11 protein-coding genes and 1 tRNA gene are annotated in these 13528 nt (G+C 69.9%); 7 read left to right on the forward strand and 5 right to left on the reverse strand.

The features are described from left to right. Positions 1 to 103: 103 nt before the first annotated feature. Complete coding sequence (locus ACFXDE_RS30390) at positions 104 to 1951, reverse strand: FUSC family protein (protein WP_380497888.1); 1848 nt, start codon at positions 1949 to 1951, stop codon at positions 104 to 106. Between the two features lie 355 nt (positions 1952 to 2306). Here ACFXDE_RS30390 and ACFXDE_RS30395 point away from each other — a divergent pair, with 355 nt between their 5' ends. Both ACFXDE_RS30395 and mycP read left to right on the forward strand, forming a co-directional pair. After that, a complete protein-coding gene (locus tag ACFXDE_RS30395; RefSeq protein WP_380497889.1) occupies positions 2307 to 2708 on the forward strand; it encodes a hypothetical protein in 402 nt (133 codons plus the stop codon). A gap of 1729 nt (positions 2709 to 4437) precedes the next feature. Beyond that, a complete protein-coding gene (gene mycP / locus ACFXDE_RS30400; protein ID WP_380497890.1) occupies positions 4438 to 5733 on the forward strand; it encodes a type VII secretion-associated serine protease mycosin in 1296 nt (431 codons plus the stop codon). 107 nt (positions 5734 to 5840) lie between these two features. Here the strand turns inward: mycP and ACFXDE_RS30405 are convergent, their stop codons facing one another. The 3 genes from ACFXDE_RS30405 to ACFXDE_RS30415 all read right to left on the reverse strand — a co-directional run bounded on the left by ACFXDE_RS30405 (position 5841) and on the right by ACFXDE_RS30415 (position 8518). Further along, a complete protein-coding gene (locus tag ACFXDE_RS30405) occupies positions 5841 to 6257 on the reverse strand; it encodes a hypothetical protein (RefSeq protein ID WP_380497891.1) in 417 nt (138 codons plus the stop codon). Positions 6258 to 6376: 119 nt separating this feature from the next. Next, positions 6377 to 8071: an alpha/beta hydrolase gene (locus tag ACFXDE_RS30410; RefSeq protein ID WP_380497892.1), complete on the reverse strand. Its 1695-nt coding sequence runs from the start codon at positions 8069 to 8071 to the stop codon at positions 6377 to 6379. 3 nt (positions 8072 to 8074) lie between these two features. Beyond that, positions 8075 to 8518, reverse strand: a complete 444-nt coding sequence (locus ACFXDE_RS30415; RefSeq protein ID WP_380497893.1) for a hypothetical protein — start codon at positions 8516 to 8518, stop codon at positions 8075 to 8077. Positions 8519 to 8675: 157 nt separating this feature from the next. Between ACFXDE_RS30415 and ACFXDE_RS30420 the strand changes: the two genes are divergently transcribed. Beyond that, positions 8676 to 9992 carry an MFS transporter gene (locus ACFXDE_RS30420; protein ID WP_380497894.1) on the forward strand — a complete coding sequence of 439 codons (1317 nt, stop codon included), beginning with the start codon at positions 8676 to 8678 and terminating at the stop codon, positions 9990 to 9992. Between the two features lie 30 nt (positions 9993 to 10022). Here the strand turns inward: ACFXDE_RS30420 and ACFXDE_RS30425 are convergent, their stop codons facing one another. After that, positions 10023 to 10619, reverse strand: coding sequence for a flavodoxin family protein (locus ACFXDE_RS30425; protein ID WP_359968111.1), 597 nt, complete (start codon positions 10617 to 10619; stop codon positions 10023 to 10025). A 147-nt stretch (positions 10620 to 10766) separates the two neighbouring features. On the opposite strand from ACFXDE_RS30425, the gene ACFXDE_RS30430 reads away from it, so the two are divergent. From ACFXDE_RS30430 to galE, 4 genes are all read left to right on the forward strand, one after another. Next, positions 10767 to 11228: a winged helix-turn-helix transcriptional regulator gene (locus tag ACFXDE_RS30430; RefSeq protein ID WP_380497895.1), complete on the forward strand. Its 462-nt coding sequence runs from the start codon at positions 10767 to 10769 to the stop codon at positions 11226 to 11228. 118 nt (positions 11229 to 11346) lie between these two features. Next, positions 11347 to 11422: transfer RNA gene (locus tag ACFXDE_RS30435), tRNA-Thr, on the forward strand. A 168-nt stretch (positions 11423 to 11590) separates the two neighbouring features. Continuing rightward, complete coding sequence (locus ACFXDE_RS30440) at positions 11591 to 12259, forward strand: LuxR C-terminal-related transcriptional regulator (RefSeq protein ID WP_380444282.1); 669 nt, start codon at positions 11591 to 11593, stop codon at positions 12257 to 12259. Between the two features lie 175 nt (positions 12260 to 12434). Next, on the forward strand, positions 12435 to 13397 hold the full coding sequence (gene galE, locus ACFXDE_RS30445) for a UDP-glucose 4-epimerase GalE (protein ID WP_380497896.1): 963 nt from the start codon (positions 12435 to 12437) through the stop codon (positions 13395 to 13397). Positions 13398 to 13528: the final 131 nt, after the last annotated feature.

Raw genomic sequence — 13528 nt, forward strand, 5'->3', positions numbered from 1 at the left:
TACGGGGTGAGTAGGGCTGACCGCCCTACGGGGTGAGCAGGGCTGACCGCCCTACGGGGTGAGCAGGGCTGACCGCCCTACGGGGTGAGCAGGGCTGACCGCCCTACGGGGTGAGCAGGGCTTCGAGCTCGTCCGCCGCACGGCCCAGCGCGCTGCGCGCCGGGTCGTGCGGCTTCGTCGGGCGGGCCGCGGGGCCCGTCGGCGGGCGGTGCTCACGGGCGGCGGCGGTCAGGTCGTCCAGCGCCCGGCGCACCCGGTCGACCTCGGCGGGGTCCGGCACCCGTCCGCCGTACCGCAGCTGCGCCGCGTACGCCGCCACCGCGCCGCCCAGCCGCTCCAGCGCCGCCGTCGCCGGCAGCCACTGCTCGGCGAGCCGGCCGGTCGGGGGCGGTTCGGCGAGGCCCTGCTGCACCTCCAGGCGGGCGTCCGCGAGCGACCGGTACGCGGTGCGGCGCAGCCACACCTCGGCCCGTCCGGCCGTCGTCACGGCGTCCAGGTAGGACCGGAGCGTGGTGGTCGCGTCGACCACGCGCGGCTCGATCCGGTGCCGCGGGCGCTCGGGCCACAGCAGGTAACCGAGCAGCAGGACGATCGCACTCGCCAGGGCCGTGTCCAGCACCCGCGGCCGGAACTCGGCCGCGCTGCTCTGCCCGCCGAGCTGCAGCAGGAGCAGCGCCATCGGCGTCATCGCGACCGTCGTCAGCCCGTAGTGCGCCGCCGTCGCGTACGGCAACAGGGCCACGCAGAGCGCGGCGACGGCGGTGAGGATCCACTCGTCGGTGGTCACGCCCACGACGGCGGCGGTGAGCGCGACGCCCAGCACGGTGCCGACCGAGCGGCTCACCGCGCGCAGGAACACCGAGCCGAGGTCTGGCTTGAGCACGAACGCGATCGTCATCGGGACCCAGTAGCTCTTGCTCAGCGGGTAGTTGGCGGTGACCGTCGCACCCACCGCGATGCAGAGCGCCACGCGCAGCCCGTACGCCACCGAGCCGCGCGACAGCACGCGCGCCCGGATGCGCCACGGGTCGGGCGGCGGCGCGGGCGCGGTGCCGAGCACCACCTCCCGGCCGGCCACCGTGTCCGCGGCGGCGCGCAGGGCGGCGTCCAGGGCCTGGCGAGCGGGGGTGTCGGGGCGCCAGTCGGGGACGGTGATCTCGCTGCCGCCCTGTTCTATGGCGCGTGCGAGGCGGACGGGGACGTCGGCGACCTCGGGCGGGACGGGGCGGCGCGCCCACAACAGGCCGGTGGCCGCCTCGGAGGCGGCCAGGGCGGCCTCGTACCGGGGATCGGTCCGGTCCGGGTGGAAGTCCTGCACCTGGTTCAGCCGGGCCGTCAGGACCCGGCGCGAGGCCGGACCCTGCGGGGTGCCGAGATCGGCCAGCATGCGGCCGAGCGCGTCGTACGCGGCGGCCAGGGCGCGGTCGCGCTCGTCGACGTGACCGGCCGGCAGCCCGAGGACGAGGACGAACGCCGCACCCGCCAGCATCATCGGCGCCGCCGCCCACCACGGATGCGGCAACGGCATCCCGCTCCCCAGCGCCGTCGACACCAGCAGCAGCATGCCGGCGGCGGAACCGCGCGGGCCGGTGGCGCTGAGGGCGCCGGACACGAACGCGGTGACGGTGAGCGCCGCGCCGAGGACCAGCGGCGAGACGTGGACGTACTGCAGCACCGTCCCGATCAGCATTCCGAGGGCGGACGCCAGCAGGGCCGTCCCGATCCGCCGCACCCGCAAGCCGTTCGGCTCGGCCCGGTCGTTCATCGTCGCGTGCATCGCCCCGAGCCCGGCGAACACCCCGAGATCCAGCCGGTGGGCGAGGAGCCCGACGGAGAGCGGCACCCCCATCCCGGCAGCCGCCCGCACCACCAACGCACCCGGGAACACGACCCGCGTCGGCCGCATGGCCCGGGCCCACCAGGCGGTGGCGGGGATCTCCTCGACAGGCATGCGGTCACGTCCGTTCTGCGGCCAGGGGTCGCTGCTGTGCGACATTGCGCGGCAGATCGGGTCGTACACCGCGATCCTACCGGCCCGAGCGCGCCCGCCCGCCCGTTCGTACCGATCGCACCCAAGCGGGACAAGGCTGACGGTGCCGATCGCTAGCATGACCCGTACCGGCAACCCGTCGGGGTGGTGGCGTTGCCGACAGTGACTACAAGGCTCGGTAGTTGACGGTATGTTGCGGACCGCCATCCGCAGCGGGGGAGAGGTGTTCGCTGTGCCAGGAGAAGTCCCGCCCGGTCCCAGGCCGAAGCCGGACCAGCCCGTGGGGGTACCGGAGACGCCCAACGTCGCGGACCTGGTGTCCGCGTTCGGCAAGCAGGACGTCAAGGTGGAGCTCGACACGCTGACGGCGTTCGCCAACAAGATCGAGGCACTGCTGCAGACGATGGAGGGCTCGGCGGCGGCACCCGACAAGCTGCAGGCGCAGAAGCTGACGGGGAAGGTTCTGATCAGTGGCGCGTACAGCGAGCATGTGGTGGAGGCGACGGCTCTAATGGGTGCCTACGACAAGGTTCACACCCAACTCGTCAAGCTCCACTCGGACTTCGCGTCCCAGATCGAGGCGATGAAGACGGCGGTCGCAAAGACGGCCGGCAATTACGCGGGCAATGAGCAGGCCACGGCCGACGCGCACAAGACCGTGCACGCGAACCTGGGCGGTGCGGGCGGGACAGCGTCGAAGAGCATCGAGGGGCTGTGACGAATCGCAGGCGTCGGACGGACACAGGGGGAGCGGGTAGATGACAGGCGGAACGAACTTCCATCAATACGAACACGCCCAGCTCAGGGACATGGTCCGTTCGACGGACGCAGCGACCGTGGTGGACCGCGGCGTACACCTGCAGGCGGCCGGACAGGTACTGAAAGACCTGAGCGCAGCACTCAAGTCGCACGTCGACGGCGTCGGCTGGGAAGGACCGGCCGCTGAGAGCTTCAGGACCTGGGCCGGGAACCTGCAGACGTCCGCCATATTGCTCGGCGACTACTCCACCAAGGCCGGCGATGCTTTGCTGCAGGCAGGTGAGGCTCTCAGCCTCGCCAAGGCCGCCGTGCCCGAACCTCCGCGTGCGGAGATCACGTTGCTCGCGACGGCCACGAGTCAGCGGCAGATCCTGCCGGCCACTGGATATACGCAGGCTGCTTTCAGCCAGACTCCGGACTTCAGTGTGAAGGACAATTGGATCAGCGACGACCGGGCCGCGGTAGCAGCGTCGAATATCGATCGGGAACATCAGGAAGCCATCCGCCAGATGGAGAAGCTGGCGCAGGCCTACTCTGCGGCCAGCACGACGCTGAACTCGTTGGAGGAGCCGACCCTGCCGGGGACGCCGGATAAGAGCCAGTATGGCTCCGTTGACTACTCATCGGGGGGTGGTGGCGCGACAGGCTCAGATGATGCCGTTCGTCAGTCTCACGGGAGCCCGGGCATCGAGGGGGAGAGCAACCGACCGGTTCCGCGAAGTTACAACGGTGGTTCGGTGGTGCTCCATCAGACGGCGCTAGGCCCACATGGACTGGGAACAGCGGGCTATACCAGTCCGGTCTCTTCACGTGGCGGCGAGGGGCCTCTGCCGCAAGAGCAGGGTGTCTACACGCCACCTTCAGGTCCGCAGCTTTCCATCCTCCGTCCTGGCACGGGCCTGGATGGCCTGGCGACCGTACCGGCCATGCCAAATCAGAGCAGTCCGGTCGTTCCAGTCGAGGGTGGGAACCTGCCGTTCGATGGGCTGGGCGGGTTCCCCGGGCGCTCGGGTGGCGGAGGTAACAGCGGCTTCCCGATTGGTGGCCCGGTTCCGGTGGGCGCTTCCCCAGGGAATAGTGGATCGATGCCAGGCAGGAGCGGCGGTTCGGTTCCCGGCCGTGCAGCTCCCTTCGGTGGGAGATCCCTTCCGGGGGAGCCTGGTACGCCTGGGCTGCCCACCGGGACGGTCTTCGGCTCCCGCGAGGCTCAGCCGGGTCGTTCGGGACCATCCGGCGTGCCAGGGATGGGTGGAATACACCCCGGAGGGGCTGGTCGCGGAGCGGGCGGTTCGGCTGGGGGTACGCGAGGCCGAGGCTTGACCTCGACCCCGGGCGGGATAGTTGGAGGGCGTAAAGGCCCTTCCGCTAACGGTGAGTTCACTCTTGGTGGGACCGGTCTGTTCAGGCGGGCTGGGGCCGCCGAGGGCGCGGCCCGTTCTGGCCAGAACGGCATGATGGCACCGGGCACGCAGGGAAACGGGGCAGGGAGGAGCGAGCGCGACCGCCGCCAGCGGGCTGACTACCTGCACGAGGACGAGGAGACCTGGATCAGGGGTACGCCGCACAGCAACCCGAACGTGGTTGAGTAGAACTGGCCTGACTGCCTGGGCGCTTGAACACCCTAGTGGCCGAGCAGACCTATCCGGGGTACAGCCCTCGGCTGGCGGGGAGACCGACGAGGAGAACTGATGCGCCGGACGAATGGGCGGGTCTTGGCCGGAGCGCTGCTGGCGGCCAGCATTGTGGTCGGCCCAGCTGTTGCTCCGGCCGCTGCTGATGGTTCGATTCGTGATGACCAGTGGCATCTGGATGCGATGCGCGCTTCCGAGATGTGGACGACATCGACCGGACAAGGCATCACGGTTGCGGTGATTGACACTGGGGCTAAGTTCGAACACCCGGACTTGGCAGGTCAGTTGCTGCAAGGGAAGGATCTCAGCGGTAGTCCTGGCGGGGTTGGGTTCGACTCGACCGGTCACGGGACGGGGATTGCGAGCCTCATCGCCGGATCGGGCAAGGGAATGGGAGGCAAGGGTGCCTACGGCCTGGCTCCGGGCGCCAAAGTCCTTCCGGTGAAGATCAAGAATGGTTCAGAGGGTGGCTCGGTCAGTTCGCCCGTTTTCCTTGACCAGATCGGACAGGCAATTGATTACGCGGTCGACCAGGGCGCCAAGGTCATCAATATTTCGCAGGGAACGGCGGCAGTTGCGACATCCCCTGATGACGTGGCGAAGTTGACCGCTGTGCTTGCTCGTGCGGCGGCGAAGGGTTCGTTGGTGGTCGCGAGTGTCGGCAACAGTGCGCAGGATGGAAATCTGCTGGAGTACCCGGGCGGCTTGCCTTACGTCGTCGGTGTTGGGGCTGTCGACAAGAATTTGACGACGACGGCTGAGTCCCAGCAGGGGCCGCAGGTTGATCTCGTGGCGCCTGGTATGGACATCATCGGGGCTTGCACCGGGCCTACGGGCTATTGCAAGAGCCACGGCACGTCGGCTGCGACCGCGCTGGTTTCCGCCTCGGCGGCCCTGGTGTGGGCCGTGCACACCGACTGGACGGCGAACCAGGTGTTGCGCGTGCTCATCAACACCGCGGGTAAGCCGACGGATGGCTCTAGCCGCAATGACAATGTCGGTTACGGTGCGGTACGGCCTCGCATCGCGTTGACCACGCCGGGCGATCCAGGGCCGGCGGATGTGTATCCGATTCCGAGCAAGACGGCTCCGCTGTCCTCGGCTTCGCCGTCGTCCATTGCCACCTCTGCCCCGGGGGCCTCACCCGCAGCAGCGACGAATGGCGGTTCGCCGGAAGCAACGCCAATCGCGGATAAGGCATCCGATTCAGGCAGTGCGGTGCTGCCGATTGTGATTGCGACGGGCGCCGGATTGGTGCTGATGGCAGGCGTGGTGTTCTTCGTTGTGCGGAAGCGGAGTGCGGCTGTCAAGGCTGCGGCCTATGCGCCACCGGGGACTCCGCGAGTCCGATGACGGCACGGTCAATCCCGATCGAGAAGATCAGCGGCCCTCGCCCGGACGAGCGAGGGTCGCTGCTTGGCGGGTGTGCAGCCGCGGACTCGGTAGCGGTGGCCGCCGTGTCAGGTTGGCGGATTCCCGTCCGGCCAGACACAAGGCGAGACGACGGTCAGTGAGAGATTATGGCTCGCGCCTGAGGTCCCGTCGAAGACTGCGAGGAAGTTGTCCTTGGGGTTTTTCAACCTCACCCATTCAGAGTGGGAGCCGGCACCTTCCGGGACGGGCTGAAATCCCTCCCCAGTCAGGAAGGTTCGGAAGGCATCGGTGGCCTCTGTCTTGTTTGCAAGCGGGACGTCTCCGAAGTCGTACCCGCGTGAGGTTTCCTTCCTGCCGTGCGGTCCCGCGTCGTTGTGATCGCACTCCAGGTCGCTGAATGATCCAGAGGTTGCGGTGGGCTTGACGGGCAGCTTCGTCAGAATGTCCGCGAGGTAGGTGTCGATCTGCTTTTTTGCCTGGTCCAGCGTGATGGTGGGCTTCATCCGTTCCTGGACGGTTGTCGCGCCACAGGAGCTCAGGGTCAGCACTGTAATCGCCAGTAGGGCGTGAATAGTTGTCCGGCTGGGCCGGGATGGGGCTGTGGGTGAGTGGGCAGCGTCGGTCATGAGAGCGGCACTCCAGCGATGATCTTTCCCATGGCTTCGAGGGACGTCGACTTGTCCCTCCAGTAGTCCGAATGGCCCGTTCCCGGGTCGGTTGGGATCACCTGCGCTCCGAAGTCGGGGACGCTCGGGTCCCGCCCGTGGATCAGGTGGTGGTCGGGGTTGTCCATGAATCCGCCCCAGGTGAGCAGATTGTCGTGGGCGTTGCTCGCTGCCTTGCTCACCTCCAAGGGGGGTGAGTACTGGATGGGATCGGCGTCGCCTTGTGCCGCGAAGACGTGGGACGGGTCGACGCCGAGATCACTGGCATGCTCTACGCCGACGCCGGGGCTTGCGATCAGGACGACGTTGTCGACCGGCAGGCCCTTGTCGCGCAGGGCGTACCCAATGGTCGTGGTTCCGTAGCTGTGGGCGAGGAGCGTGTTGTTCGACGGCTGTCCCTCATGCGTGGCCCGAAGGCCCCGCTGGAAGCTCTGCAGCTTGTCCTCTGCGTTCTTCGCGTAGATGTCGTCCATCGCCTCGGGTGCTAGTGACTGCGGAGCGTCATAGCCGACCCAGGTGATCGACGACGTCGTCCTCGAGTTCCCTGCCTGCTTGTTGGCAGTGTTTGCCGAGGAGACCATTCTGTCCGACCGGTCGATGTCGCCACTTATTTGACCGAGTCGCGCGGTGGTGCCGGGGACGTACGTCGAGACGTTGTCGGCGGTGTCGGGATTGTTGACCGCGACAATGGCGTGACCGTTGCCGATGGTGTCGAAGCCCAGCAGGTACGTAGGGGGATGCGTGCCGTCGACAGGGGTGGTCAGCCGCTTGGCGATGGCGTTCGAGCCCGCGAGCTTTTCCGCAAGGAGAGTCTTCGTCCTTTCCCACTCGTCGTGATCGGGGTTGGAGACGACCCCGTTCATGCCTGCGATCTTCTCGGGTGGTTCGGGGCCCAGGTGGTCGAGTTGGATCCGGAGGTCTTGCCTCGCTTGCCGCAGGGTGATGCGGTTCGCCTGGTCGCGGGCGACGGCGGGAACGCCGTCTAGGTTCCCGATCCGGTCGGGCTGGTCGCGGACGAGTCTCTGCCGTTGGTCCTCGGTGAGGCCGTTCCACCATGATGTGACGCTGTTCGGGTCGGTGCCCACGGCGGGCACCTGTTCGGCAGCCTGATCCTTCGCCACGGTCGCGGCATCCAGGCCGGTGCCGTTGCTCGCGTTGGCGGCGAAGTGGTTCAGGCGGGTGCTGATTTCCTGGTCGGCATGGGAGGCTTCGTTGAGTGCGGCGGTGATGCGGTTGCTGATGGCAGTCGCGGTCTGCTCGGCTCCGGTGCCGGCGAAGTTCGGTGAGGTGGGTTCGTTGTCCCACGTTATGCGGCCGTCAGGGGCCACGTTGAGCTTGGCCTTCTTGGCATCGTCGAGGGCGTTGACCAAGTGGGACTGGGCCAGCGCGAATTGTTCGGCGGCGTTGGCGAGCGCCTTGCTGACGAAGGAGAGTTCCTGATGGGCGGCTTGGAGCTCGCCACCGAAGTCCCTTATTCGGCCCTGGGCCGTTACGGAAGTGCTCCCGGTCCAGTGTGAGGCGCTCAGTTTGTCGGCGACCTCGTGTTGCCAGGACTCCATGTGCTTGCCGAAGGCGGAGAACAGTGTGTCGATGGCGGTCTTGGCCGTGATGATGTTGTTGAGGTTGGCGTTGTAGAGCGTCGCGATGTCCATCGGCTACCTGGCCTTCCGCTCGGAGGCGGCGCGCGACTTCTCGGTGGCCGTGGATGTTTCGCCGACCACCACGGTGCCGAAGGGATCGGGCTCGGCCGGGACCGGCATTCCACGGCCCTGACCTTGCAGATGCGCGTAGACGCGCTGCTCGCCCTGCCGGTAGACGCCGGCTGTCTGGACGAGTTTGGAGCCCAGGTCGCCCATGTCCTTGCCGAGCTTGTCCAGAAGAGCCTTCCAGTTCGTGCTACAGCTCTGCAGGGCGGCGCCGGTCTGCCAGCCCTGTAAACCGGCGGCCGCCTGGGTGCACGGTTCGGCGATCTTCGCGGTCTCGGCCGGGACCTGACTCGCGATGAACTGGGCGCTCTGCCCGCAGCCTTCCAGCGCGGCCGGGTTGACCCTGAACTCGGAGGCTAGATCTGGATTCGGCACGGTGTCCCCCCTATGCATGCCGGCAGAGTGAGCCCTGCTCGAACAGTTGTCGTCGTGTCGCGAGTCTGTCAGGGGCGCTCGGATCGCGCATGAGTATCGCTACTCAGGGTCGTGCGCCGGGGTCACTCGGGTGGGGGCTGGGGGTGGGGTGGGTGGGGCGGGCAGGGTTGGGGGCATGGGTGTGCAAGTGCGGCGGGCGGCGGCTGCGGCTCTGATCGGGACCGCGATCGAGTTCTATGACTTCTTCATCTATGGGACGGCGGCGGCGCTCGTCTTCGGGGCGGTGTTCTTCCCGGGGTTGGGGGCGGTGGGGGCGCTGTTGGCGGCGTTCTCGGTGTACGCGGTGGCGTTCCTGGCGCGGCCGTTGGGGGCCGTGGTGTTCGGGCACTTCGGGGACCGGTTGGGGCGGAAGACGACGCTGGTGGTGTCGCTGCTGCTGATGGGGGTGGCCACGGCGGCCGTGGGGGTGTTGCCGGGGTTCGGGGTGTGGGGCTGGTGGGCGCCGGTGGCGCTCGTCGTGTTGCGGGTGTGTCAGGGGGTCGGGCTCGGCGGGGAGTGGGGTGGGGCTGCGCTGTTGTTGGCGGAGCACGCGCCGGCCGGGCGGCGCGGGCGGTACGGGGCGTTCCTGCAGCTGGGGCCGACGGTCGGGTTCGTGCTCGCGAACGGGGTGTTCCTGCTGGTGCAACTCGGCCTGGACGAGCGGGCGTTCAGGGAGTGGGGGTGGCGGGTCCCGTTCGTCGCCTCGCTCGCGCTCGTCGTGGTCGGGCTGTTCATCCGGCTGAAGGTCGAGGAGTCTCCGCTGTTCCGCGGACAGGAGGCGGGCCGGGCCGGGCTGCCGGTGGCGGAGGTGCTGCGCGGGCACTGGCGCACGGTGCTGGTGGGCTGTGGCGTGATCACCGTGGGGTACGCGCTGTTCTACCTGACCACGACGTACGCGCTGGCGTACGCGGCGACCGGTCTCGGGGTGCCGAGCACCGTGCTGCTGCCGATGTTGCTGGTGGGCGCGGTGGGCATGGGCGCGGCCGGGTGGACGACCGCGGGGCGCAGTGACGGCTGGGGCCGGCGGCGGACGATGCTGTGGGCGACGGCGTTCGCGACGGCCTGGTCGCTCGTCGAGTTCCCGCTGCTGGAGACGGCGCGCCGGCCGCTGATGTTCGTGGCGCTGGCCGGGGCGATGGTGGTGCTGGGTGCCCTGCTGGGGCCGGTCGCGGCGTTCCTGCCGGAGCTGTTCCCGACCCGGGTGCGCTACACGGGCGCGGCGCTGACGTACAACCTGGGCGGCGTGGTCGGCGGGGCGCTGACGCCGCTGGTGGCGACCCGGCTGACGGCGGCGTACGGGACGGCCGAGCTGGTCGGCTGGTACGTGGCGGCGCTGGGCGTGGTGGCGGTGCTGTGCTTGCGGCTGCTGCCGGAGACGTGCGGTGCGGAGCTGGCGTCGGTGGACGGCGAACGCCGCCGGGCGCCCCTGCTGGGGACGGATCCGGCGGCGTAGCCGACAGGCGGCGCGGCAGGTGCGGCGCGGTCAGCCGGCCAGGGCGGCGCGGCCGGCCAGGACGACCGCGGTGTGCTTGGCGACGCGCTCGCCGAGGTGCTCGGCGGTCGCGATGTCGGCCTTGTGGACGGCCTCGGCGCCGGCGTCGGCCGGCGAGGAGGCGGCGGCGCCGCTGAAGAAGCCGAGGCGGTTGAGGTCGTTCTCGCTGGCGGTGGTGGCGTTCCAGCCGGGCTTGAGGCCCAGGTTGACCCAGTTCATGCCGTGCTGGGCGGCGAGGGTCTGGAAGTAGCCGAGGGTGCCGGCCTTGTCGCCGCTCTTGGAGGCGGAGTTGGTGAAGCCGGCCGCGACCTTGTCCTGCCAGACGTCGCCGAACCAGCGCTTGCTGGTGGCCTCGGCGAAGACGTGGAAGGCGCCGGACGCGGTGCCCATGTAGGTGGGGGAGCCGAAGACGATCGCGTCGGCGGCGTCGAGCTGGGCCCACTGCTCGTCGGTGATGGTGTCGACGGCGATCGAGACGACCTCGGCACCACCGGCGGCGGCACCGCGGGCGACGGCCTCGGCGATGACGGCGGTGTGGCCGTAGCCGGAGTGGAAGGCGATGGCGACGGTGGGGCGGATGGCGGTCATGCGGGCACTCCTGTACGGGCGGCGGTGGCGCTGGGGACGGAGAAGGAAGGGGACGACGGGCCTCGGCCCGCTTGGTCTCCAATATAGACCAAGTCTCCAATGGTTACCAAGGGGGGATTGGAGACCGACGGAGCTACCCTGGGTGTCATGACGACGGAGGAAACGGCCCGCGCCGACATCGGGTGGCACCAGGAGTCCCGGGGGTCTCAGGGGTCCCAGGAGCACACGCAGCAGGAGGAGCTGGAGCTCAACGTCTTCGCCCAGCTCTGTCCCAGCCGTGAGATGTTCGCCGAGCTGGCCGACAAGTGGTCGCTGCTGATCCTGATGAGCCTGGCCCTCTGCGGCCCGCAGCGGTTCTCCGAACTCCAGCGCGGGATCGGCGGGGTCAGCCGCAAGATGCTCACCCAGTCGCTGCGCACGCTGGAGCGCGACGGCCTGGTGCGCCGCACGGTCCACCCGGAGACGCCGCCGCGCGTCGTCTACGACCTGCTGCCGCTCGGCCGGGAGCTGGCCGAACTGGTCTCGCCGCTCGGCCGCTGGACGGAGCGCCGCGCCAAGCAGATGCTCGCGGCCCGCGAGGTGTTCGACGCGGCGCACGCCGAGGCCTGAGGGTGACGGAAGGGGGCGGAGGGGGGCGGAGGAGGCAGGTCGGAGCCGATTTCCCTTCCGGGCCGACGGCCGTGTAATGTCTTCCTTGTTCGACCGGCCCGGCGGAAACGTCCGGCAAGCCCCTATAGCTCAGTCGGTAGAGCGTCTCCATGGTAAGGAGAAGGTCTGCGGTTCGATTCCGCATGGGGGCTCCACTCGAAGACCCTCGCCTGAAGGCGGGGGTCTTTCGCGTTCCCGGCCCGGCCGGGCCGCCGACACGCGGTGGCCTAGCGAGTCGGGTACGGAATGCGCTGTGATGGTGCGTCATCGGCCGCCCGCCCGTGGGGAGCGGGCGCGAGCCGGACCCCGACCGGGAGGGCGTCATGGGCGTTCGACTCGTGGTGGTCGACGACCACCGGCTGCTGGCCGAGGCACTCGCGACCGCGCTCCAGCTGCGCGGTCACCGGGTGCTCGCGGTCGGCTCGCCGGCGGGCGTGGCCGCCGACCTGGTGGCCGGGCGCAGGCCCGAGGTGTGCCTGCTCGGCGTGGCCGCGCCGGCCGAGCCGGGCGCGTTCGACGGGCTGCGCCGGATCCGCCGGGAGCGGCCCGAGGTGGCCGTCATCGTGCTCGGACCGGTGGGTGAACTGCGCGGTGTGGCCGGGGCGTTCGCGGCCGGGGCGGCGGGCTACGTGCCGAGCGACGAGCGGATCGAAGTGGTCGAGCGGGCGATCGGGCGGGCCCGGGCGGGCGAGGCGGCGGTGGCCGTGGACGTGCTGCGCGGCGCCTTCGACCAGCTGCTGCGGCCGGCTGCCGAGCCGGACGACGAAGCCGTCCGGCTGCTGCGCCTGCTGACCCGCCGTGAGGTGCAGGTGCTGGCCCGGATCGCGGACGGCGAGGACACCGCGGCGATCGCCGCCGGGATGCGGATCGCCGCGAGCACGGCCCGGACGCACGTCCAGCGGGTGCTGATGAAGCTGGGCGCGCGGACCCGGCTGGAGGCGGCGGCGGTGGCCGCCAGGACCGGCCTGCTGGAGCGGATGGCCTCCGACTGAAGGCGTGCGCCGGAGGGCGATGAAGGGCGCCGGAGGGAGCTGCCGCGGGCGGTCGCGGGGCCCGCGGACCCTGGTCCGGAGCACCCCCGGAGGGCAGGGAGAATAGGCGCCAGTCGTTCGCACGTTTCCGATGGCCCCGCCGATCCGGCGGCCATCGCCCGCTGGAGGTCTCATCATGAGTAAGTACCTGGTCACGGGTGGCGCCGGCTACGTCGGCAGTGTGGTGGCCGCTCACCTGCTGGAGGCGGGGCACCAGGTGACCGTCCTGGACGACCTCTCGACGGGTTTCCGCGAGGGCGTTCCGGCCGGTGCCGAGTTCGTCGAGGGCCGGATCCAGGAGGCCGGCAAGGTGCTGGACGGCTCCTTCGACGGCGTGCTGCACTTCGCCGCCTCCTCGCAGGTCGGCGAGTCGGTCGTGGACCCGGAGAAGTACTGGCGCAACAACGTGGCCGGCTCGCTGGAGCTGATCAGCGCGATGCGCGAGGCCGGCGTGCGCAAGCTGGTGTTCTCCTCGACCGCCGCCACCTACGGCGAGCCGGAGGTCGTGCCGATCGCCGAGACCGCCCGCACCGCGCCGACCAACACCTACGGCGCCACCAAGCTCGCCGTCGACCACCTGATCACCAGCGAGGCCGTCGCCCACGGCCTGGCCGCGGTGTCGCTGCGCTACTTCAACGTGGCCGGCGCGTACGGCGCCCACGGCGAGCGGCACGACCCCGAGTCGCACCTGATCCCGCTGGTCTTCCAGGCCGCGCTGGGCCAGCGCCCGCACATCGCGGTGTACGGCGACGACTACCCGACCCCGGACGGCACCTGCATCCGCGACTACATCCACGTCGCCGACCTGGCCGACGCGCACCTGCTGGCGCTGGACGCCGCCAAGCCGGGCGAGCACCTGATCTGCAACCTGGGCAACGGCAGCGGCTTCTCGGTGCGCGAGGTGATCGAGTCGGTCAAGCGCGTCACCGGCCGCGAGATCCCGGTGCAGGTCTCCGGGCGCCGCGCCGGCGACCCGGCGGTGCTGGTGGCCTCCGCCGAGCGTGCCCACGACGCCCTCGGCTGGACGCCGCGCCGTCCGAACCTGGACGACATCGTCGCCGACGCCTGGAAGTTCACGCTGGAGAAGAACGGCCTGTAAGCGGGCCGAGCTCGAAGGAACCGCAGGCGCCGCCCCGGACCTCCCGGGGCGGGGCCTCGGGGTTGTCCCGGTCGTGCCCGGCTCACCGGTGGGAAATGGGGCCGGGCGGTTGGCATGCAGTCACGCGCGGA

The organism is Kitasatospora sp. NPDC059408 (assembly GCF_042751525.1).
Classification (GTDB): Bacteria; Actinomycetota; Actinomycetes; order Streptomycetales; family Streptomycetaceae; genus Kitasatospora.

Coding starts and splice junctions, on each gene's coding strand:
- ACFXDE_RS30390 (WP_380497888.1), bottom strand. CDS start 1,951: ATGCCTGTCGAGGAGATCCCCGCCACCGCCTGGTGGGCCCGGGCCATG.
- mycP (WP_380497890.1), top strand. CDS start 4,438: ATGCGCCGGACGAATGGGCGGGTCTTGGCCGGAGCGCTGCTGGCGGCC.
- ACFXDE_RS30405 (WP_380497891.1), bottom strand. CDS start 6,257: ATGAAGCCCACCATCACGCTGGACCAGGCAAAAAAGCAGATCGACACC.
- ACFXDE_RS30410 (WP_380497892.1), bottom strand. CDS start 8,071: ATGGACATCGCGACGCTCTACAACGCCAACCTCAACAACATCATCACG.
- ACFXDE_RS30415 (WP_380497893.1), bottom strand. CDS start 8,518: ATGCATAGGGGGGACACCGTGCCGAATCCAGATCTAGCCTCCGAGTTC.
- ACFXDE_RS30420 (WP_380497894.1), top strand. CDS start 8,676: ATGGGTGTGCAAGTGCGGCGGGCGGCGGCTGCGGCTCTGATCGGGACC.
- ACFXDE_RS30425 (WP_359968111.1), bottom strand. CDS start 10,619: ATGACCGCCATCCGCCCCACCGTCGCCATCGCCTTCCACTCCGGCTAC.
- ACFXDE_RS30430 (WP_380497895.1), top strand. CDS start 10,767: ATGACGACGGAGGAAACGGCCCGCGCCGACATCGGGTGGCACCAGGAG.
- ACFXDE_RS30440 (WP_380444282.1), top strand. CDS start 11,591: ATGGGCGTTCGACTCGTGGTGGTCGACGACCACCGGCTGCTGGCCGAG.
- galE (WP_380497896.1), top strand. CDS start 12,435: ATGAGTAAGTACCTGGTCACGGGTGGCGCCGGCTACGTCGGCAGTGTG.